The organism is Geodermatophilus sp. SYSU D01036, from assembly GCF_054050435.1.
Genome location: NZ_JBJGZJ010000002.1, coordinates 26,385 through 45,888, shown reverse-complemented (window position 1 = coordinate 45,888; position 19,504 = coordinate 26,385). Strand labels below are relative to the sequence as shown.

General features: G+C 75.9%; 16 protein-coding genes. 7 read left to right on the top strand and 9 right to left on the bottom strand.

Annotation, left to right across the window (positions count from 1 at the left end):
• Positions 1–16: 16 nt before the first annotated feature.
• Entirely contained in the window at positions 17–736 is a 720-nt protein-coding gene (locus ACI8AR_RS02630; protein WP_457049596.1) for a PIG-L deacetylase family protein, read from the bottom strand.
• Between the two features lie 109 nt (positions 737–845).
• Positions 846–1,205, bottom strand: a complete 360-nt coding sequence (locus tag ACI8AR_RS02625; RefSeq protein ID WP_457049595.1) for a DoxX family protein — start codon at positions 1,203–1,205, stop codon at positions 846–848.
• A 24-nt stretch (positions 1,206–1,229) separates the two neighbouring features.
• Between ACI8AR_RS02625 and ACI8AR_RS02620 the strand changes: the two genes are divergently transcribed.
• Positions 1,230–1,982, top strand: coding sequence for a sulfite exporter TauE/SafE family protein (locus ACI8AR_RS02620; RefSeq protein WP_457049594.1), 753 nt, complete (start codon positions 1,230–1,232; stop codon positions 1,980–1,982).
• Between the two features lie 3 nt (positions 1,983–1,985).
• Here ACI8AR_RS02620 and nadA read toward each other — a convergent pair whose 3' ends face one another.
• From nadA to ACI8AR_RS02585, 7 genes are all read right to left on the bottom strand, one after another.
• Entirely contained in the window at positions 1,986–3,017 is a 1,032-nt protein-coding gene (nadA, locus tag ACI8AR_RS02615; protein ID WP_457049593.1) for a quinolinate synthase NadA, read from the bottom strand.
• Between the two features lie 111 nt (positions 3,018–3,128).
• Positions 3,129–3,719, bottom strand: coding sequence for a dihydrofolate reductase family protein (locus ACI8AR_RS02610; RefSeq protein WP_457049592.1), 591 nt, complete (start codon positions 3,717–3,719; stop codon positions 3,129–3,131).
• A 91-nt stretch (positions 3,720–3,810) separates the two neighbouring features.
• A complete protein-coding gene (locus ACI8AR_RS02605) occupies positions 3,811–4,902 on the bottom strand; it encodes a bifunctional RNase H/acid phosphatase (protein ID WP_457049591.1) in 1,092 nt (363 codons plus the stop codon).
• Positions 4,899–5,639: a zinc ribbon domain-containing protein gene (locus ACI8AR_RS02600; protein WP_457049590.1), complete on the bottom strand. Its 741-nt coding sequence runs from the start codon at positions 5,637–5,639 to the stop codon at positions 4,899–4,901. The genes ACI8AR_RS02605 and ACI8AR_RS02600 overlap by 4 nt, the downstream gene beginning before the upstream one ends.
• Positions 5,640–5,648: 9 nt before the next feature.
• Complete coding sequence (gene mctP, locus ACI8AR_RS02595) at positions 5,649–7,304, bottom strand: monocarboxylate uptake permease MctP (RefSeq protein ID WP_457049589.1); 1,656 nt, start codon at positions 7,302–7,304, stop codon at positions 5,649–5,651.
• A 3-nt stretch (positions 7,305–7,307) separates the two neighbouring features.
• Positions 7,308–7,592 carry a DUF3311 domain-containing protein gene (locus ACI8AR_RS02590; protein ID WP_456929568.1) on the bottom strand — a complete coding sequence of 95 codons (285 nt, stop codon included), beginning with the start codon at positions 7,590–7,592 and terminating at the stop codon, positions 7,308–7,310.
• 15 nt (positions 7,593–7,607) lie between these two features.
• Entirely contained in the window at positions 7,608–8,456 is an 849-nt protein-coding gene (locus tag ACI8AR_RS02585; protein WP_457049588.1) for a Nif3-like dinuclear metal center hexameric protein, read from the bottom strand.
• 63 nt (positions 8,457–8,519) lie between these two features.
• On the opposite strand from ACI8AR_RS02585, the gene ACI8AR_RS02580 reads away from it, so the two are divergent.
• From ACI8AR_RS02580 to ACI8AR_RS02555, 6 genes are all read left to right on the top strand, one after another.
• Positions 8,520–10,472 (top strand): FUSC family protein, encoded by a 1,953-nt coding sequence (locus tag ACI8AR_RS02580; RefSeq protein WP_457049587.1) that lies wholly within the window; start codon positions 8,520–8,522, stop codon positions 10,470–10,472.
• A 73-nt stretch (positions 10,473–10,545) separates the two neighbouring features.
• Positions 10,546–11,550, top strand: coding sequence for an alpha/beta fold hydrolase (locus ACI8AR_RS02575; protein WP_456936450.1), 1,005 nt, complete (start codon positions 10,546–10,548; stop codon positions 11,548–11,550).
• Between the two features lie 105 nt (positions 11,551–11,655).
• Positions 11,656–13,062, top strand: a complete 1,407-nt coding sequence (locus ACI8AR_RS02570) for a WS/DGAT/MGAT family O-acyltransferase (RefSeq protein WP_457049586.1) — start codon at positions 11,656–11,658, stop codon at positions 13,060–13,062.
• Between the two features lie 59 nt (positions 13,063–13,121).
• A complete protein-coding gene (locus ACI8AR_RS02565; RefSeq protein WP_457049585.1) occupies positions 13,122–14,129 on the top strand; it encodes an NAD-dependent epimerase/dehydratase family protein in 1,008 nt (335 codons plus the stop codon).
• A 130-nt stretch (positions 14,130–14,259) separates the two neighbouring features.
• On the top strand, positions 14,260–16,500 hold the full coding sequence (locus ACI8AR_RS02560; RefSeq protein WP_457049584.1) for a glycerol-3-phosphate 1-O-acyltransferase: 2,241 nt from the start codon (positions 14,260–14,262) through the stop codon (positions 16,498–16,500).
• Complete coding sequence (locus tag ACI8AR_RS02555; protein ID WP_457049583.1) at positions 16,497–19,451, top strand: HAD-IB family hydrolase; 2,955 nt, start codon at positions 16,497–16,499, stop codon at positions 19,449–19,451. The genes ACI8AR_RS02560 and ACI8AR_RS02555 overlap by 4 nt, the downstream gene beginning before the upstream one ends.
• Positions 19,452–19,504: the final 53 nt, after the last annotated feature.

Below are 19,504 nucleotides of genomic sequence, written 5' to 3'. Positions count from 1 at the left end.
CGGGGCCGCGTCCCCGTCAGCCGGCGTACAGGACGAAGCCGCTCACCCGCCGGCCGTCGACGTCGGGGGTCATCACGTCGACCTGTCGCCGTGCCTGTTCCTCGACCGGCTCGGCCGACAGCGCCTCCAGGTAGCGGCGGTGCTCGGCCAGCGAGGCCACCGCCCGGTCGACGACGTCGGTCACGTCGACGGTGTGCGTGACCCCCACCGGCGTCGAGACGGCGGTCCAGTGCACCCCGCGCCAAGGCTCGGGGTCGGCGAGCTCGGCGAAGACCCACTCGTTGGCCGCGTCGCCGACGGCGTCCACCACCGCCCGGCCCAGCACCCGGTGGTCGGCGCTGTTCCAGGAGCCGAGCGCGGCGCCCGGCGGCGTCCACGTGTCGCCGAAGTGCAGCGTCACCACGAGGTCGGGGCGGTGGCGCCGGATCGCCGCCGCGATCGCCCGCCGCAGGTCCAGCCCCTCGGTCAGCCGCCCGTCGGGGTGGCCGAGGAACTCGACCACCGACACGCCGACCACCGCCGCCGCGGCCCGCTGCTCGCGCTCGCGCAGCGGCCCGGCGGCCTCCGGCGGCAGCCCGGCGATGCCGGCCTCGCCGCTGGTGGCCATCACGTACCGGACGTCGCGCCCGGCCGCCGTCCACGCCGCGACGGCGGCCGCGCAGCCGTACTCCACGTCGTCGGGGTGCGCGACGACGACCAGGGCGCGCTGCCAGTCCTCGGGGAACCCCTCCGCCATGCCGGCAGTCTGCCCGGGGTCAGCGCGCCGCGGCGGTCCCGTGACGGCCGGGTGGACGGCGCCCGGCCGCCCCGGCCCGACGGCGTCCCCACCCGGGGCCGCTGCCGCCTCAGCGCCCCCGGGCCACCCGCAGCGCCGCGGCGATCATCGGCGCCTGCAGCGGCAGCCGGACCACCGCCGCGGCCAGCAGCGCCGGCCGCCCGCGCGCCACCCGGAGGTGGTGCAGGTGGGCCGGCACGAACGACGCCAGCAGCGCGGCCGCGGCCCACCCGCCGGCCCGGCGGCTCGCCGGCGCGGCCAGCAGCGCCGCGGTGCCGACCTCGGCGACCCCGCTGCCGAGCACCCAGCCGCGGGCGTCGCCGAGTTCGGGCGGCACCAGCCACTCGTAGGTCCGCGGCCGCACCAGGTGCAGCACGCCGGAGCCGCCGAGGGCGGCGGCCAGCCAGGTCGCCGGGGCGGGGGGTCGCATGCACCGACCGTAGGCTGGCACCCCGTGACGGCCGCTGACCTCCTGATCGCGGCCGCGGTGGCGCTCGGCGCGGGGGCGGTCAACTCGATCGCCGGCGGCGGGTCGCTGATCCTCTTCCCCACCCTGGTCGGGCTGGGCCTGGGCACCGTGGCGGCCAACGTCACCAACTCGGTGGCGCAGTGGCCCGGCTACCTCGGCGGGATGGTCGGGTTCCGCCGCGAGTACGCCGGCCAGCGCGGCCGGCTGGTGCGCCTCGGCGCGGTCTCGGCGCTCGGCGGGGTCACGGGCAGCGTGCTGCTGCTGACCACGCCGAGCGAGGCCTTCGACGTCGTCGTGCCGGTGCTCGTGCTGCTGGCCAGCCTGCTGCTCGCGGTGCAGCCGCTGCTCACCCGCCGGCTGCGCGACCGCGACGACGGCGCCGTCCGCGACCCCTGGTGGCTCTACCTCGCGCTGTTCCTCGCCACCGTCTACGGCGGCTACTTCGGCGGCGCGCTCGGCGTCATCCTCGTCGGGGTGCTGGGGACGGCGCTGCACCGGCTGCCGCTGGCCAACGCGCTGAAGTCGGCGCTCTCCGCGGTGACGGCGACGGTCACGCTGGTCGTGTTCGGCGTCTTCGGGCCGGTGGACTGGCAGGTGGTCGCCGTCGCGGCGCCGGCCAGCCTGGTCGGCGGGTTCCTCGGCGCGCGGGTGGCCAGCCGCATCCCCGCGACGCCGCTGCGGGTGCTGATCGTCGTCTTCGGCGTCGCGGTGTCGGTCTACCTGTTCACCAGGATCTGACGCTCACTCCCCGCCGCGGCCGGGCTCGCCGATGGCGATCATCGCCTCGACGGCGCGGCGGGCGCGGGCGGCGGTCTCCGGGTCGACGTCGACGGCGCCCTCGCCGGTGCGCAGCGTGTGCAGCAGCTTCGCCGGGGTGATCATCTTCATGTAGCGGCAGGCCGCGCGGCTGTTCATCGGGATGAACGCCGTCCCGCTGTTGAGCGCCCGCAGCTGGTGCAGGATGCCGACCTCGGTGGCGACGAGCACCTGGCCCGACGAGGTCCGCGCCGCGGCCTCGACCATGCCGCCGGTGGACAGCACGCGGGTGCGGTCGGCGGGCAGGTCGCCGTGGCTGACCAGGTCGAGCACCGAGGTGGTGCAGCCGCACTCGGGGTGCACGAGGATCTCGGCGTCCGGGTGCGCGGCCACCTGCGCCCGGACGTCGGCCGGGCTGATGCCGGCGTGCACGTGGCACTCCCCCGCCCACACGTGGATGCCCTGGCGCCCGGTCACGCGCTTGACGTGCGCGCCGAGGAACTGGTCGGGGCAGAACAGGATCTCCCGGTCCTCGGGGATGGACCGGATGACGTCGGCGGCGTTCGACGACGTGCAGCAGATGTCGGTCTCCGCCTTCACCGCCGCGGTGGTGTTCACGTAGCTGACGACGACGGCGCCGGGGTGCTGGGCCTTCCACTCGCGCAGCTGCTCGGCGGTGATCGAGTCGGCCAGCGAGCAGCCGGCGGCGTGGTCGGGCAGCAGCACCGTCTTGTCCGGCGAGAGGATCTTCGCCGTCTCGGCCATGAAGTGGACGCCGCAGAAGACGATCTCGCGGGCGTCGGTCTGCGCCGCGACCCGTGACAGGTAGAGGGAGTCGCCGGTGAAGTGGGCGACGTCCTGGATCTCGGGCACCTGGTAGTTGTGCGCGAGCACCACCGCACCGCGCTCGTCGGCGAGCCGGCGGACCTCCGCCGCCCAGCTCTCGTACTCGGCGGGCGACAGGGTGCGCTCGTCGCCGGCGACGGTGGGGGTGGCGGGCGCGATGGTCGCGGTCACGGGGCTCCTCGGAGTGCGGGGGGCTCATCGTCCCCGGAGCGCCGCGGCGGGCGACGGCGGGGTGTCCGGTACAACACCGGGCCGCCCTGCCCGCTTCCCGTCCCGGCGACGTCAGCGGCGCACGTCGTAGACCAGGTGGGTCACCCGCCTGCCCTGCACGACCACGGGGTCCTCGAACTGGATCTCCGGCGGGCCGCCGGCGCCGAAGTACGGCCGGCCCGAGCCCAGGACCACCGGGACCAGCGCCAGCACCACCCGGTCGACCAGGCCCGCGCGCAGCGCCTGCCCGCCGACGTCCCCGGCGCTCACCGTGACGTCCCGGTCGCCGGCGAGCCCCCTCGCCCGCCCGACGGCGGTCGGCACGTCCGGCGCGAAGGTGAACGGCGCGGTGTCCCGGTGCGGCCAGTCGTCGGCCGGCCGGTGGGTGACCACGACGACGTGCTCGCCGTTCGGGGGCACGCCGCCCCAGCCGGCGGTGATGTCGAACAGCCGGCGCCCGCACACCATGACGCCCACCCGGGTGGCCATGCCGGTGAGGAACTCCGCCGTCTCCGCCGTCACGCGGAAGGGCCGGTCCGGGTCGCTGAAGGTCATCTCGACGTCGCCGTTGCCGTACCAGTCGAACAGCGGCCCGGGCATGTCGTCGTCCCGCCCGACGTACCCGTCCAGCGACACCGCCGCGAACAGCACCACCCGCCCCATGGGGCACCTCCTCGCTCCGGCTCCGGGGTGGAGCCGCCTGCAGGAGGGGACCGGCGGGCGCTCGTCAACTCATCGGTTGAGTACCGCGGTCCTACCGCAGGTGGGCGGTGTCGTTCACCAGGCGGACCGAGGTGCGGCCGTCGGAGCTCCACGCGACCGTCGACAGCGACGCCGCCTCGAGGAACACCCGGTGCACCACCTCGTCGCCGGCGCCGAGGCCCGCGGCCAGCAGCAGCTTGATCGGCGTCACGTGGCTGACCACGAGCACCGTCCTCCCGGCGTACCGCTCCAGCAGCCGCTTCCGGGCGCGGGCCACGCGGCGGCTCACGTCGGCCACCGACTCACCACCCGGCGCGGCCACCGTCACGTCGGCCGTGAACCGGCGGGCGGCCAGCGGGTGCCGCTGCTGCGCCTCGGTGGCGGTGAGCCCCTCGAGGTCGCCGAAGTCGAGCTCGACCAGGTCCTCGTCGAGCTCCACCGGCAGGCCCAGCACGCCGGCGACGGCCTCCGCGGTCTCCCGGGTGCGGCGCAGCGGCGAGGCGACGACGACCTCGATGCCCAGCTCCTTCGCCCGGACGGCGGCCGCCTCGGCCTCCGCCCGCCCCGTGGCCGACAGCGGGAGGTCGTTGCGGCCGCTGTACCGGCGCTCGGGGGTGTGCTCGGTGCGGCCGTGGCGCAGCAGGTGCGTGACCGTGGTGACGACGGGCGCGGGCTCGGCGGCCGGCTGGACGTCGTCCTCCACCACGGTCGGCTCGGCGGCGGCGTCGCGGTGCACCGGCCGGCCGTCCATCGCGCTGTTGGCGAGCGCGTCGGCGGCGCCGTTCTGCGCGCGCGGCACCCAGGTGTAGCGGACGCTGCCCAGCTGCCGGGCGATGTCGCGGGCCTGGACGGCGAGCTTCTGCATGTCCGGGTGCTTGATCTTCCAGCGCCCGGACATCTGCTCGACGACGAGCTTGGAGTCCATCCGCACCTCGACGTCGGCGCTCGCGTCGAGGTCGAGGGCGGCCTGCAGCCCGGCGACCAGCCCTCCGTACTCGGCGACGTTGTTCGTCGCCCGGCCGACCGACGCCGCGCGCTCGGCGAGCACCCGCCCGGTGGCGGCGTCGCGGACCAGCGCGCCGTAGCCGGCGGGGCCGGGGTTGCCCCGCGAGCCGCCGTCGGCCTCGACGATGAACCGGGTCACAGGCCCGACTCGGCGGTGCGCACGAGGATCCGGCCGCAGTTCTCGCAGCGGACCACCTCGTGGGGGTCGGCGTTGCGGACGGCCGCGAGCTCCTTGCCGAACAGCTCGATCCGGCAGCCCTGGCACTGCCGGGCCTTGAGCATCGCCGCGCCGGTGGTGCCGGTCTGGGTGCGGATCCGGTCGTAGAGCGTCAGCAGCGGGGCGGAGATGCCGGCGGCGATCTCCGCGCGCTTCGCCTCGTGCCGGGCGGTGGAGTCGGCGATGTCGGCGAGGGCGTCGTCGCGCAGCTGCTCGGCCCGCTCCCGGTCGGCGACGGCGGAGGCGCGGCCGGACTGCGCGTCGGCGAGGGCGGCGTCGGCGGTCTCCCGGCGCTCCATGAGCTCGAGCACCTGGTCCTCGAGGTCGGACTGCCGCCGCGCGAGCGACTGCAGCTCCGACTGCAGCGAGGTGATCTCCTTCGGCGTCGCCGCCCCGGAGTCGATCCGCGACCGGTCGCGGTCGGCCCGCTGCCGGACGGTGTCGACGTCGGCCTCGAGCCGCTTCTGCTCCCGGTCGAGGTCGCGCACCTCGGTCTCCGCGCGGACCTCCGCCTCGGCGAAGGTGCGCTCGGACTCCGCGGCGGCCTCGACCGCCGCGACCTCCGGCAGCGTGCGCTTCCGGTGGGCGAGCTGGGTGAGCGCGACGTCCTCGTCGGCCAGGGCCAGCAGCTTCTGCTGCTCGAAGTGGTCGGCCTTCACCCGCTCAACCTACCTGCGGCCCGTCGCCTCCCCCGTCGCGCCGCGGGCCGTGCCGGGCGGCGCGGACTCCAGCGGGTCGGGCAGGTCGCGGAAGGTGGGGTCCTCCCGCTCGGCGGTGTAGTCGCTCTCCGCCGTCCCGTCGACGCCGTCGTCCACCTTGGCGGCGCGCAGCGCCATCGTCACCAGCACCGTGACGACGAGGTTGACCAGCAGCGCGAGGAAGCCCGCGTAGACGCTGGACTGCGTGTCCAGGCCGAGCTTGGACAGCGCGAACGACGACCCGCCGAAGTGCTCGCGCAGGACCGTCCCGTCCGGCGCGAGCCGCGGGACGTTGTAGAGCATGAGCAGGCCCGCGGCCATGCCGGCGACCCAGCCCGCGACGAGCGCCCCGCGGTGCAGCCACCGGGTGTAGAGACCGAGCGCGACCGCCGGCAGCGTCTGCAGGATGATCACCCCGCCGATGAGCTGCAGGTCGATGGAGAACTGCGGGTCGATGAACAGGATCGCCGCGACCGCGCCGACCTTGACCACCAGCGAGGTCACCTTGGCGACCTGCGCCTCCTGCCGCGGCGTGGCGTCCTTCCGGAGGAACTCCTTGTAGATGTTGCGCGTGAACAGGTTCGCCGCGGCGATGGACATGATCGCCGCCGGCACCAGCGCGCCGATGCCGATCGCGGCGAAGGCGATCCCGGCGAACCAGCTCGGGAACATCTCCTGGAACAGCACCGGGACGATCGTGTTGCCGTCCTCGCCGATCGGCGTCACGCCGGCCGCGATCGCCATGAAGCCGAGCAGCGCGATGAGGCCGAGCGCCAGGCTGTAGACCGGCAGCGCGCTCATGTTGCGCTTGAGCACGTCGCGGTTGCTGGCCGCGAGGACGCCGGTGATCGAGTGCGGGTAGAGGAACAGTGCCAGCGCCGAACCCAGGGCCAGAGTGGCGTAGCCGAGCTGCCCGGAGGCCGGCAGCAGCACTCCGGCGCCGGTGCCGGCGGAGAACTTCTCCTCCGCGGCGCCGAAGATCACGTCCCAGCCGCCGAGCTTCGTCGGGATGACGATCACCGCGACGATGATCGTCAGGTAGATGAGGGTGTCCTTGACGAACGCGATGAGCGCCGGCGCCCGCAGCCCCGAGTTGTAGGTGTAGAGCGCGAGGATCACGAACGCGACGATCAGCGGGAGCTCGCCCTCCACGCCCATCGCCTTGAGGATCGCCTCGATGCCGACCAGCTGGAGGGCGATGTAGGGCATCGTCGCGACGATCCCGGTGAGGGCCACCAGCAGCGCCATCGTCGGGGAGTCGAACCGGGCGCGCACGAAGTCCGCCGGCGTCACGAACCCGCGCACGTGGCTGACCGACCACAGCCGGATGACGACCAGGAACACCAGCGGGTAGATCACGACCGTGTACGGGACGGCGAAGAACCCGGCCGCGCCCGCGCCGAACATCAGCGCGGGGACGGCGACGAACGTGTAGGCGGTGTAGAGGTCACCGCCGAGCAGGAACCAGGTGATCCAGGTGCCGAAGCTGCGCCCGCCCAGCCCCCACTCGTCCAGGTGCATGAGGCTCTCCGCCCGCCGCCAGCGCGACGCGACGAACCCCATGACCGTGACGACCAGGAACAGGACGATCACGATGGTCAGCTCGACGACGTTGACCCCGTCCACGGCTCAGCGCTCCCGATCCCGCTCGATGGCGGCGCGGGCGGCGGCCTGCTCCGCGGGGCTGCGCCGGGTCGCCCGGTAGACGACCACGGTGGTCAGCACGCCCAGCCCGACGAACAGCAGCTGCACCCAGTAGAAGAACGGCCAGCCGAACAGGGTCGGCTCGACGCGGTTGTAGAACGGCACGATCAGCGGCACCACGATCGGCACCAGCAGCAGCCAGTTCCAGGGGCTGCGGTCGCTCCTCCGGGGGGCCGCACCCCCCGTCGGCGGTCGTTCGGCGGTGGCCACGGCGCCCTCCCGGTCTCAGCCGGCCGCGCGGGCCGGGTCCCCTCCAGCCGACCGGCCCCGGTGCACCGTCCACGGGTCGGTGCGGCGCCGGGAGGCGACCGCCTCGACCCTGCCGGACAGGTCCGTGGCCAGCACGTCGGCGACCACGGGGACCCAGGGCCACTCGGACGCGAAGTGTGCCACGTCACACAGAGCGGGGCCCGGCCGCTCCCCGGACTCGGACACCGGGTGGTGCCGGAGGTCGCTGGTGAGCAGGACGTCGGCGCCGGCCGCCGTCGCCTCGGGCAGCAGCGAGCCGCCGCTGCCCCCGCAGACGGCGACGGTGCGCACCGGCCGGTCCGGGTCCCCGGCCGCGCGGACCCCGCCCGCGGTCTCCGGCAGGACCGCCGCGGCGTGCGCGGCGAAGCCGGCCAGCGTCGTCGGCCGTGGCAGCTCCCCCACCCGGCCGAGCCCGGCGCGGGAGCCGGGCGCCGCCGGCTGCAGCGGGCGGGTGCCGGTCAGCCCGAGGGCGGTGGCCAGCGCGTCGTTCACGCCGGCGTCGGGGGCGCGGTCGGCGTTGGTGTGCGCGACGAACAGCCCGCAGCCGGCGCGGACCAGCCGGTGCACCAGCCGCCCCTTCGGGTCGTCGGCGGGGACGCCGTGCACGGGGGTGAGGAACAGCGGGTGGTGGGTGACCAGCAGCCCGGCCCGGAGCTCGAGCGCCTCGTCGACGACGGCGGCCACCGGGTCGACGGCGACCAGCACGCGCTCCACCGGCTCGGCGGGGTCCCCGCAGACCAGGCCGACGGCATCCCAGTCCTCCGCGAGCGCCGGGTCGTAGCGGGCCTCCAGCGCGGCGACGACCTCGCCCAGGGTGGCGGTCACGGGCGCCGACGCTAGCCGAGCGCCGTCCCGCCCGCGGCGACCGCGGGTGGCAGGCTCCAGAGCGTGGCGGACAGGTCGCTGCGCGCACCCGCGTGGCTCGAGGAGCTGCTCCGCACCACTCCCCCACCGGTGCCGTGGCGCGACGTCGTCCGGTTCGCCGTCGTCGTGCCCGCGCCGCTGGCGGTGGCCCTCGCCGTCGGCGGGGGGACGGCGCTCGGCGCCGGCGTCTTCGCCACCACCGGGGCGCTCGCGGCCACCCTCGCCCCGCAGGGCGGCCCGCTGCGCGACCGGCTGCGCCGCACCGCCGCCGCGGTGGGCCTCGGCGCGGTCGGCCTGGTCGCCGGGCAGTTCGCCGGCGGCGGCGGCGTGCTGCCGGTGGTGGTCGTGGCGGTGCTGTCGGTGGCCGCGGCGGTGATCAGTGCCGTCAACTCGGCGATGTCGCTGGGCGCGCTGCAGCTGCTGGTCTACACCGCGCTGGCGTCGGGGCTGGTGACGCCGCTGCCCGCGGCGGCCGAGGTGGCGTTCTTCGCCGCCGGCGCGGCCTGGGCGACGCTGGCCACGCTGGTGCAGGCCGCCACCGAGCCGAGCGACCCCGACCGCAGCGCCGTCGCCGCGGTGTTCACCCGGATCGCCGGCCTGCTCACCGCCGTGGGCACCGAGGGCACCGACGACGCCCGCCGGGAGCTGACCACCGCGCTCAACGCCGCCTACGACCGGGTGATCCGCACCCGCAGCCTCGCCGCCGGGCGCAACCGGCAGCTGTCGGAGCTGGCCGGGGTCCTCAACGCCGCCGCCCCGCTGGTGGAGGCCGCGGTGGCCGCCGCCCGCACCGGGGTGCACGCCGACCCGCACGACGTGACCGCGGTGCACGCCCTCGCCGCCGCCGTCTCCGGCAGCCGCGAGCTGCCCGCCGAGCGCCCGCCCGCCCTCGACGACGGGCCCGCCGTCCGCCGCGCGGTGCGCCACGGGGTGCGGCTGGCCTGGGCCGTCGTCGGCGACCCCGAGGAGCGCGCGGGCGCCGCCGTCACCCCGCCCCGGCCGTCCTGGCGGGAGCGGCTGCGCGACCTGGCCGACCGCACCCTCGGCAGCACCGACACCCGCGAGTTCGCCGTCCGGCTCACGCTGTGCATGACCATCGCGGAGGTCGCCCGCCAGCTGCTGCCCATCGAGCGGCCCTACTGGGTGCTGCTGACCGTGGCGATCGTGCTCAAGCCCGACTATGGGTCGGTGTTCACCCGGGCGGTGCAGCGCGGCGCGGGCACGCTGCTCGGCGTCCTGATCGGCTCGCTGCTGCTGTCGGTGCTGCCCCGCGACGGCTGGGTGGTGGTCGCCATGGCCGTCGCCGCGGGACTGCTGCCGTGGGCGCGCGGCGCCAACTTCGGCCTGTTCTCGGTGTTCCAGACCCCGGTGATCATCCTGCTGCTCGACCTCGCCGTCCCCGGCGGGCCGGAGCTGGTCGGCGCCCGGCTGGTGGACACCCTCATCGGCTGCGCGATCGTGCTGGTCGCGGGCTACCTGCTGTGGCCGCAGACCTGGCGGGCGCCGCTGGAGGACGCCCTGCGCGCGGCCACGCTGGCGCTGGACGCCTTCGTCGGCGCCGCGTTCGGCGCGGACCCGGTCGCGCGCCGCCGCGCCCGCCGCGCGACCTACCGGGCGCTCACCGAGCTGCACACGCAGCTGCAGCGCCGGCTGGCCGAGCCGCCGCCGATCAGCACCCGCGCCGCGGCCTGGTGGCCGGTCATCGTGCAGCTGGAGCGGACCGCCGACGCCGTCACCGAGGCGGTCATCGCCGTCAGCGGCGGGGAGCCGGACCCCGACCCGGCGCAGGTGGCGGTGCTGCGGCGGGCGCTGCGCGAGCTCGAGGACGACGTCCGCGCGCACCGGGTGCCCGACGACGCCGAGATCCACGCCGACGGCGTGCTCGCCCCGGTCGCCCGCGAGGTCGACGCCGCCCGCCGGCTGGTCCGCGACGCCGCCCCCGGCCGCCGCCCGGAGACCGCGGCGCCCGGGAGCTGAGTCGCCGGTCCCCCTTCCGCGCGCGAAGGGCGGCTGAGTCGCCGGTCCGCGGCGGCTGCGCTGTCATGGACGGGTGCCGTTCCGCCGCTCCCGCCCCGCCCCCGTCCCGCCGCGCGTCCCCGTCGTCCCGGGGATCGACGGACCCCCGCCGCCGGGCTCGCGCACCGTCCGCACCGACGACGGCGTGGACCTGCACGTGGAGTTCGACGGACCCGAGGACGCGCCGGTCACCGTGGTCTTCTGCCACGGCTTCACCGCCCGCCTCGGCGAGTTCCAGCTGCAGGTCGAGGCGATCCGCGACCGCGCCCGCGTCGTGCTGTGGGACCAGCGCGGCCACGGCCGGTCCCGCTGGGTCGACCCGCGGACGGCGACCATCGACCGCACCGCCCGTGACCTCGGCCACGTGCTCGACGCCGTCGTCCCCGCGGGCCGGCCCGTGGTGCTCGCCGGGCACTCGATGGGCGGCATGACGGTCATGGCGCTGGCCCGGCAGCGGCCCGAGCTGTTCGGCACCCGCGTCGTCGGCGCGTTCCTGCTGGCCACCTCGGCCGGCGGCCTGGTCGCCCGCGGGGTCGTCGGCCTGGCGGTCAAGGCCATGCGGAAGCTGCACCTGCTGGGCCTGTACCTGTGGTGGCTGCGGCTGCTGGCCCCCGGGCTCGAGCGGCTGCGGCGCCGCGGCACGCGGCTGGGCCACCGGTTCACCCGCCGCTACCTGTTCGGCCGCGACGACGCCACGCGCGAGGCCGTCCGCGTCGTGCAGGCGATGCTCGAGGAGACGCCGCTGACGGTGACCATGGCCTTCTACGGCACCTTCCTCGACCACGACGAGACGGCGTCGCTGCCGGTGCTCGGGCGGGTCCCGTGCACCGTCGTCGCGGCCGAGTACGACCGGCTGACCCCCGCCGGCCACGGCCGCGAACTGGCCGCGGGGATCGGCGAGCAGGCCGAGCTGGTCGTCGTCCCGGGCGCCGGGCACAGCGTCAACCTCACCCGCACCGCCGTCGTCGACCGGGCGCTCACCGACCTGCTCGACAGGGTGGCAGCGGCTGGTCCCGGGACGGTCCGGCAGGCAGGCTGATCGAGGACCTGCCTACCGTGTCCGGCACCACACGACCGTGTTCCGACGGCCGGGTCGCTGGATACGGGACCGGCTGACACCGTCTCGACGAGTTGGGGAGCGACCGTGGACCGCCTGAGCGCGACCGATGCCGGCTTCTACTACGCGGAGACCGAGAACGCACCGCTGCACGTGGGCTCGGTGGCGGTCTTCGAGGGACCGGCGCCGTCCTACGGCGACCTGGTGCGACTGCTGCTGAGCAAGCTGCCGCAGGTGCCGCGCTACCGGCAGCGGGTGCGCGAGGTGCCCTTCAACCTGGGCCGCCCGCTGTGGGTCGACGACCCGCACTTCCAGATCCTCTACCACGTGCGGCACACCGCGGTGCCCAAGCCCGGCGGTGAGGAGCAGCTGCGCAACCTCGCCGGCCGGGTCCTCGGCCAGCGCCTGGACATGGCCAAGCCGCTGTGGGAGGTGTGGCTGGTCGAGGGCCTGGAGGACGACCGCTGGGCGATCATCTCCAAGGTCCACCACTGCATGGTCGACGGCATCGCCGGCACCGACCTGATGCAGGTCATGTTCGACCTCGACCCGAACGCCGAGCACAAGGCGCCGCGCGACTGGTCGCCGCAGCGCAGCCCCTCGGGCGTCGAGATGGTCGCCGGCGCGCTCACCGAGACCGTCACCGCTCCCCTGCGCTCGCTCGTGCACGGCCCGGAGGCCGTCAGCACCGGCGCGCGGGGCCTGTTCAACAGCGCGAAGGCGGCGGTGTCCTCGGTCCCGCAGCTGGCCCGCCAGGCGCTGACCCCGATGGCCCGCACGCTCACCGGCCCGATCGGCCCGCACCGGCGCTGGGCCTGGGCCGACGCCGAGTTCGAGGACCTCCGCACCGCCCGCACCGCGCTGGGCGGCACGGTCAACGACGTCGTCCTCACCGCCATCACCCGCGGCTTCCGCGACCTGCTCAAGGGCCGCGGGGCGCTCGGCGGTGACACCGTCGTCCGCACGATGGTGCCGATCTCGGTGCGCAAGGAGGGCGAGCGCGGCTCGCTGGACAACCGGGTGACCGCCGTCTTCGTCGACCTGCCGGTCGGCGAGGCCGACCCGCGGGCGCGGCTGGCCGCGATCAAGCAGCAGATGGACGAGTACAAGCGGACGATGCAGGCGGTCGACGCCCGCTCGATCATCGGCATGGGCGACTACGTCGCGCCGACGCTGCTGGCCCTCGGGGTCCGGTCGGCCATGCAGACCGGCCAGATGTGGTGCCAGGCGGTGACGACGAACGTGCCCGGCCCGCGGGTGCCGCTGTACGTGCTCGGCAAGCGCATGGTGTCCGCGCACCCCTACGTGCCGATCGCCGGCGGCACCCGGATCTCCATCGGGATCTTCAGCTACCTCAACTCCATGACCTTCGGCATCAACGCCGACTTCGACGCCTTCCCCGACGTCGACGTGCTCTCCGAGGGCATCTGCCGCGGCATCGCCGAGCTGGTCGGGCTCGCCGCGGAGCAGCAGCCGGCCGCGGCCGCGCCGTGACCCGGCGGTCGCCGGGCGTGACCCGGTTCACGCCCGGCGACGCCGGGTAGCGCGCCGTCGTGACCGTTTCCGAGACCGATCTGACCGTCGCCGTCACGGGCCCCACCGGCACCTTCGGGGAGGGCCTGGTCCCGCTGCTGCAGGCCGACGACCGGGTCCGCCGGGTGGTCGGCATCGCCCGCCGGCCCTTCGACCCGGCCGCCCGCGGCTGGACGAAGATGGAGTACCGGCGGGGCGACGTGCGCGACCCCGACGCGCTGCGGGAGGCCTTCGCCGGCGCCGACGTCGTCGTGCACCTGGCGTTCCTCATCACCGGCAACGCCTCGCGGCAGACCACCCGGGCGATCAACGTCGACGGCACGCTCAACGCGTTCCGGGCCGCGGCCGCCGCCGGCGCGCGCCGGTTCGTCTACGCTTCCTCGCTCGCCGCGTACGGCTTCCACCGGGACAACCCGGTGGGCATGACCGAGGACTGGCCGGTGCGCCCGGCGTCCCGGCTGTTCTACGCGCAGGAGAAGGCCGAGCTCGAGCAGCTGCTGCAGCAGGAGGCGCAGGGCCACCCCGAGCTCGGCCTGTACCTGCTGCGCCCGCCGGTGGTCCTCGGCCCGCACACCGTCGGCGCGAAGGACCTGCTGCCCGGCCCGCTGGCGCCGCTGGGGCGGTGGCTGGCCGAGCAGAGCACCCGGCGGCTGCCGGTCCCGGTCCCGGTGGCGGTGCCCGCCCTGCCGCTGCAGTTCGTCCACGAGGACGACGTCGGCTCCGCGCTGCTCCAGTGCGTCGTCGCCGCCGGCCCGCCCGGGGCCTACAACATCGCCGGCGACGGCGTCCTGACCGCCGCCGACGTCGCCCGCGAGTACGGCGCGCTCCCGGTGCCGCTGCCCGCGGCGCCGGCGCAGTTCGCGGCCCGCGCGGTGTCCCGGCTGCCGTTCCTGCCGCCGGCCGCCGAGTGGGTGGAGGCGGCCAGCCACCCGGCGATCATGGACACCACCAAGGCGAAGCAGGAGCTGGGCTGGCAGCCGCGGTACACGGGCCTGGAGGCGCTGCGCGCCACCCTCGACCAGGGCTGAGACCGGCCCGCGCCGCGGCGGACGGGAGCAGGATCGGCCCGCCGGCGCCGGCCCCGTGACCGGCGGGGCGTCCCGCCCGTTGTACCCGGCGCGCCGGCGAGCCGCGACGAGCCCCGAGGAAGGAGTGCGCATGAGCCCCGGAGCGGACGACGACGTCCCCCGCATCGTGCTGGTCGACGCCGCGAGCGAGGTCGAGCGGCGGATGGTGACCGAGGCGCTGCCCCCGGGCGGGACGGTCCTGCCGCTGAGCGGCTCGGCGCTGGCCGGCCCGCTGACCGACGCCGACCCCGGCACCGTGGTCACCGCGACCCGGGTGGCGTGGGCGCCGCGCGGCGGTGCCGAGGTGACCCGCCGCGGGCCCGGCCGGCGCGGGCGGTGGTCGGCGGCCCGGCCCTCGCTGCTGCGCCGCCCGCCCGCTCCGCTGCAGGCGACCGCGGTGCGCCGCGACCCGGACCGGGCGCGGGTCGTCGTCGCCGAGCCCGCCACCGTGGGCGAGCTGACCGGCCGGTGGGACGGCACCGGCAGCCTCGCCGCGTTCGTCGCCCACCAGGCGGCGCTGGCGCTGGACCGCGCCGAGCGGCAGGTGGTCGGCGACCGGGCGAAGGTGCCCCGGCACGTCGCCGAGGCGATCCGGCACAGCCCCGAGTGGCGCGCGGAGGTCGCCGCGCTGGCCGGGCGGCTGGAGCAGCCCGAGGAGGAGGTGGCCGCCGAGGCCGCCGCCGACCTCGACGAGCTCGTCGCGGCGATGGACCCGGCCGCCGTCGAGGTGTTCACCGGGCTGCTGCGGCCGGTGCACGCCCGCGCCTGGGACGTGCAGGCCGACACCGCGCGGCTCACCGACCTGCGCGAGCTGAACCGCACCCACCCGCTGGTGTTCCTGCCCAGCCACCGCTCCTACGTCGACCCGCTGGTCCTCGCCGACGTGCTGGCGCAGCACGACTTCCCGCGCAACCACGTGCTGGGCGGGGAGAACCTGCGGTTCTGGCCGGTCGGGTCGATCGCCAAGCGGGCCGGGCTGATCTTCATCCGGCGCAGCTTCGGCGACGACCAGGTCTACAAGACCGCCGTCCGCGAGTACCTGGCGTTCCTGCTGGCCAAGCGGTTCAACCTCGAGTGGTACATGGAGGGCGGCCGGTCCCGCACCGGCAAGCTGCGCCCGCCGCGGCACGGGCTGCTCGGCTTCGTCGCCGACGCCGTGGAGCGCAAGCGGGTGGAGGACGTCTACCTCGTCCCAGTGTCGATCACCTACGACCAGCTCCGCGAGGTGTCGGGGATGGCCGCCGAGCAGGGCGGCGCCGCCAAGCGCGGCGAGGGCCTGTCGTGGATGGCGTCCTACATCCGCGAGCAGGTGCGCACGCCGCTGGGCACGGTGCACGTGGGCTTCGCCGAGCCGCTGTCGCTGGCCGCGGCCCTGCGCGGCGCCGACCCGGCCGACCCCGGCTCGCGCCGGCTGAGCCTGCAGAAGGTGGCCTTCCAGGTCGCCGTCGGCATCAACTCGGTCACCCCGGCGACGGCGACGGCGCTGGTGACCCTCGCCCTGCTCGGCGTGCGGGACCGGGCGCTGACGCTGGCGCAGGTGCAGCGGGTGCTCGAGCCGCTGCTGCGCTACCTCACCGAGCGGGGCCTGCCGCACTCCGGCGCCGCGCTGCAGACCCCGCTGGGGGTGCGACGGGTGCTCGGCGCGCTGGCCGGGCAGGGCGTGGTGACCGCCTACGAGGGCGGTGAGGAGCCGGTCTACGCGATCGGGCGCGGCCAGCACCTGGTGGCCGCCTTCTACCGCAACAACGCGATCCACCACTTCGTGGACCGGGCGATCGCCGAGCTGGTCATGCTGCACGACCCGGCCGACCGCTGGGACGAGGCCTACCGGCTGCGCGACCAGCTGAAGTTCGAGTTCTTCTTCGAGGAGCGCGACGCCTACCGCGACCGGCTGGCCACCGAGCTCGAGCGGCTGGACCCGCAGTGGGAGACCGCCGACGGCCGCGACGTCCTGTGCCGCGCCGACCTGCTGGTGGCCCACCGGGTGCTGCGGTCCTTCGTCGACGCGCAGCTCGTCGTCGCCGAGCGGCTGGCCGCCCGCGACCCGCGGACGCCGGTCACCGAGCCGGAGTTCCTCGCCGAGTGCTCCGGCGTCGGCCAGCAGATGCTGCTGCAGGGCCGGCTGCACGGGCCCGAGTCGCTGTCCCGCGAGCTGTTCGCCGGGGCGCTGCGGCTGGCCGCCAACCTCGACCTGGTCGACCCCGGCCGGGACGAGCTGGCCCGCCGGCGGCAGGAGTGGGCCGCTCAAGTCCGGGACGTCGTCGGCCGAGTAGTGGTGATCGACGAGTTGGACGCCGCGGCGCGGCGGGAGAACGTGGGGGTGGAACCGTGACGGCCGAGGCGTCGACGGGGGGCGGGCTGCGCGAGCAGGCGGCCGCCATGGCCCGGACCAACGTCTGGACCGAGGAACAGCTGGTGGCCGACGTCGAGGCGGCGCCGCCCGGCCCGCGGGTCGGGGCGTTCTTCGACTTCGACGGGACGGTGATCGACGGCTACTCGCTGGCCGCCTTCGCCCGCCACCACCTGCGCTCGCTGCACGTCACCCCGACCGACCTCGGCCAGCTGCTGCTCACCGGCCTGCGCGGGGTCACCACCGAGGAGGACTTCGAGCGGTTCACCGTCGCCGGCATGCGCGCCTGGGCCGGCCGCAGGGAGGACGAGCTGGCCGAGCTCGGCGAGCGGCTGTTCGTCCAGGGCATCGCCGGCTCGCTGTACCCCGAGGCCTGGCGCCTGGTCACCGCCCACCTGCAGGCCGGGCACACCGTGGTCCTGGCCTCGTCGGCGACCCGGTTCCAGGTGGAGCCGGCCGCCCGCGCGCTGGGCGTGGAGCACGTGCTGGTCTCCCCCGTCGAGATCGTCGACGGCGTCTGCACCGGCCGCCCCGGCGGCCCGCTGCTGTGGCGGGCGGGCAAGGCCGCGGCCGTGCGCTCGTTCGCCGAGGAGCACGGCATCGACCTGCTGCAGAGCTACGCCTACTCCAACGGCGACGAGGACGTCCCCTTCCTGCGCACCGTCGGCCGCGCCCGCGCGCTCAACCCGGGCAAGGGGCTGACCGCCGCGGCCCGCCACTACTCGTGGCCGGTCGCCCGCTTCAAGCGCCGCGGGAGCACCTCCCCGGCCGACGTCGCCCGCACCCTGGCCGGCGTGGGCGGCATGTTCGGCGGCTTCGCCACGGGCCTGGCGGTCGGCGCGCTCGGCGGTTCGCGGCGGGAGGCGGTCGACCTCGGCCTCACCCTCGCGGGTGAACTCGGCAGCGCGCTGGCCGGCGTCCGGATCGACGTCCAGGGCGCCGAGCACCTGGCCACCCGGCCCGCGGTCTTCCTGTTCAACCACCAGAGCCAGCTCGACGTCCTCGTCCTCGCCAAGCTGCTGCGCGGCGGGTTCACCGGCGTGGCCAAGAAGGAGCTGGCGCGGACGCCGGGCTTCGGGCTGGCGTTCCGGCTGGCCGACGTCGCGTTCGTCGACCGCGGCGACCCCGCCCAGGCCCGCAGGGCGCTGGAGCCGGCCGTGCAGCGGCTCAAGGAGGGCATCTCGCTGGTCGTGGCCCCCGAGGGCACCCGCTCGGCCACGCCCACCCTCGGCCCGTTCAAGAAGGGCGCCTTCCACGTCGCGATGCAGGCCGGGGTGCCGATCGTCCCGGTGGTCATCCGCAACGCCGGCGAGCTGATGTGGCGCGGCGCGACGACGGTCTCCCCCGGCACCGTGCAGGTGCGGGTGCTGCCGCCGGTGGACACGGGCGACTGGTCGGTCGAGGACCTCGACCGGCACGTGACCGAGGTGCGTGACTCCTTCCTCGCCACGCTGGCCAACTGGTCCGGGCGCACGCGGCGGCCGGTGGTCGCCGAGTCGCCCACCGCCGAGGAGACCGCGCCCGCCCCCGCGGTCCCGGCCGCGCCGCTGGACTGGGGCACCTCGCCGGAGATGAACCCCATCGAGACGGCGATGTGGCGCGCCGAGGCGGCCGACCCGCGGCTGCGCGCCAACGTCACGCTGCTCGAGGTGCTCGAGACCGCGCCGGACTGGGACCGCTTCCTCGGCGCGCACGAGTGGGCCTCGCGCATGGTGCCGCGGATGCGCCAGAAGGTGGTCGAGCCGGCCCTCGGCGTCGGCGCGCCCCGCTGGGCGACCGTGGACGACCTCGACCTGGGCCGGCACGTGCGCCGGGTGCGGCTGGAGGAGCCGGGCTCGACGCGGCAGCTGCTCGACGTCGTCGGGGAGTTCGCCTCCGCGCCGCTGGACCGCGACCGGCCGCTGTGGGAGGTGCTGCTGGTCGAGGGCCTGGCCGAGGGCCGCGCGGGCTACGTCGTGAAGACCCACCACAGCACCACCGACGGGCTGGGCGCCGTCCAGCTCATGGGCCTGCTGCACCGCCGCAGCCCCGACCGCGACCCGGCCCGCCCGGAGCCGCCGGCCCCGGTGCCCGGCGAGGTCTCCCGCGTGGGCGCGCTGACCGAGCAGCTGGTCGGGACGGCGCGGTCGGTGCCGCTGGCCGCGCTGCGCCGCGGCGTGGAGGCGCTGGGCACCCTGCGCCACCCGCGGGAGGTGGCGACCCAGGCCCTCGACGCCGCCCGCGCCGCGACGAAGACCCTCGCGCCGCCGCGGGGCAGCTCCCCCGCGCTCGCCGCCCGGGGCGGCGACTGGCGGTTCGAGGTGCTCGAGGTGCCGCTCGCCGACCTCAAGCGGGGCGCGAAGGCGGCCGGCGGGAGCCTCAACGACGGCTTCCTCGCCGCGGTGGTCGGCGGCTTCCGCCGCTACCACGAGCGCACCGGCGCCCCGCTGGCCTCGATGACCGTCGGGATCCCGATCAGCCTGCGCGCCCGCGACGACGCCCAGGGCGGCAACCGGTTCACCGGCGCCCGGTTCACCGCGTCGCTGGCCGAGGCCGACCCGGCCGCGCGGATCGCCACCATCCGCCAGTTCGTCCTCTCGGCGCGGGAGACCAGCGCCAGCGGCGTCACCGACGACCTGCTCGGCCCGGCGCTGCACTGGCTCCCCGCACCGGTCGTCGGCGCGGTCTCCGGGCGGCTGACCAGCGCGAACGACGTGCAGGTGAGCAACATGCCCGGGGTCGCGCACCCGGTGTACATCGCCGGCTCGCGGATCCTGCGGATGTACCCGTTCGGGCCGCTGCCGGGCTGCGCGGCGATGGTCACGCTGCTCTCGCACGAGGACCAGTGCTGCATCGGCGTCAACCTCGACTCCGCCGCGGTGACCGACCCGGCGGGCCTGGTGGCCGACCTGCAGGCGGGGCTGGACGAGGTGGTGGCGCTCGGTCAGGTGTGAGCCAGGTCTCCTGCGGTACAGCACCGGGCGGAAGCCGGTGTCCCAGCCCAGGA

Excerpts from the sequence above, each read along its gene's own strand:
- ACI8AR_RS02630 (WP_457049596.1), bottom strand. The coding sequence starts at position 736 with ATGGCGGAGGGGTTCCCCGAGGACTGGCAGCGCGCCCTGGTCGTCGTC.
- ACI8AR_RS02625 (WP_457049595.1), bottom strand. The coding sequence starts at position 1,205 with ATGCGACCCCCCGCCCCGGCGACCTGGCTGGCCGCCGCCCTCGGCGGC.
- ACI8AR_RS02610 (WP_457049592.1), bottom strand. The coding sequence starts at position 3,719 with ATGGGGCGGGTGGTGCTGTTCGCGGCGGTGTCGCTGGACGGGTACGTC.
- ACI8AR_RS02560 (WP_457049584.1), top strand. The coding sequence starts at position 14,260 with ATGAGCCCCGGAGCGGACGACGACGTCCCCCGCATCGTGCTGGTCGAC.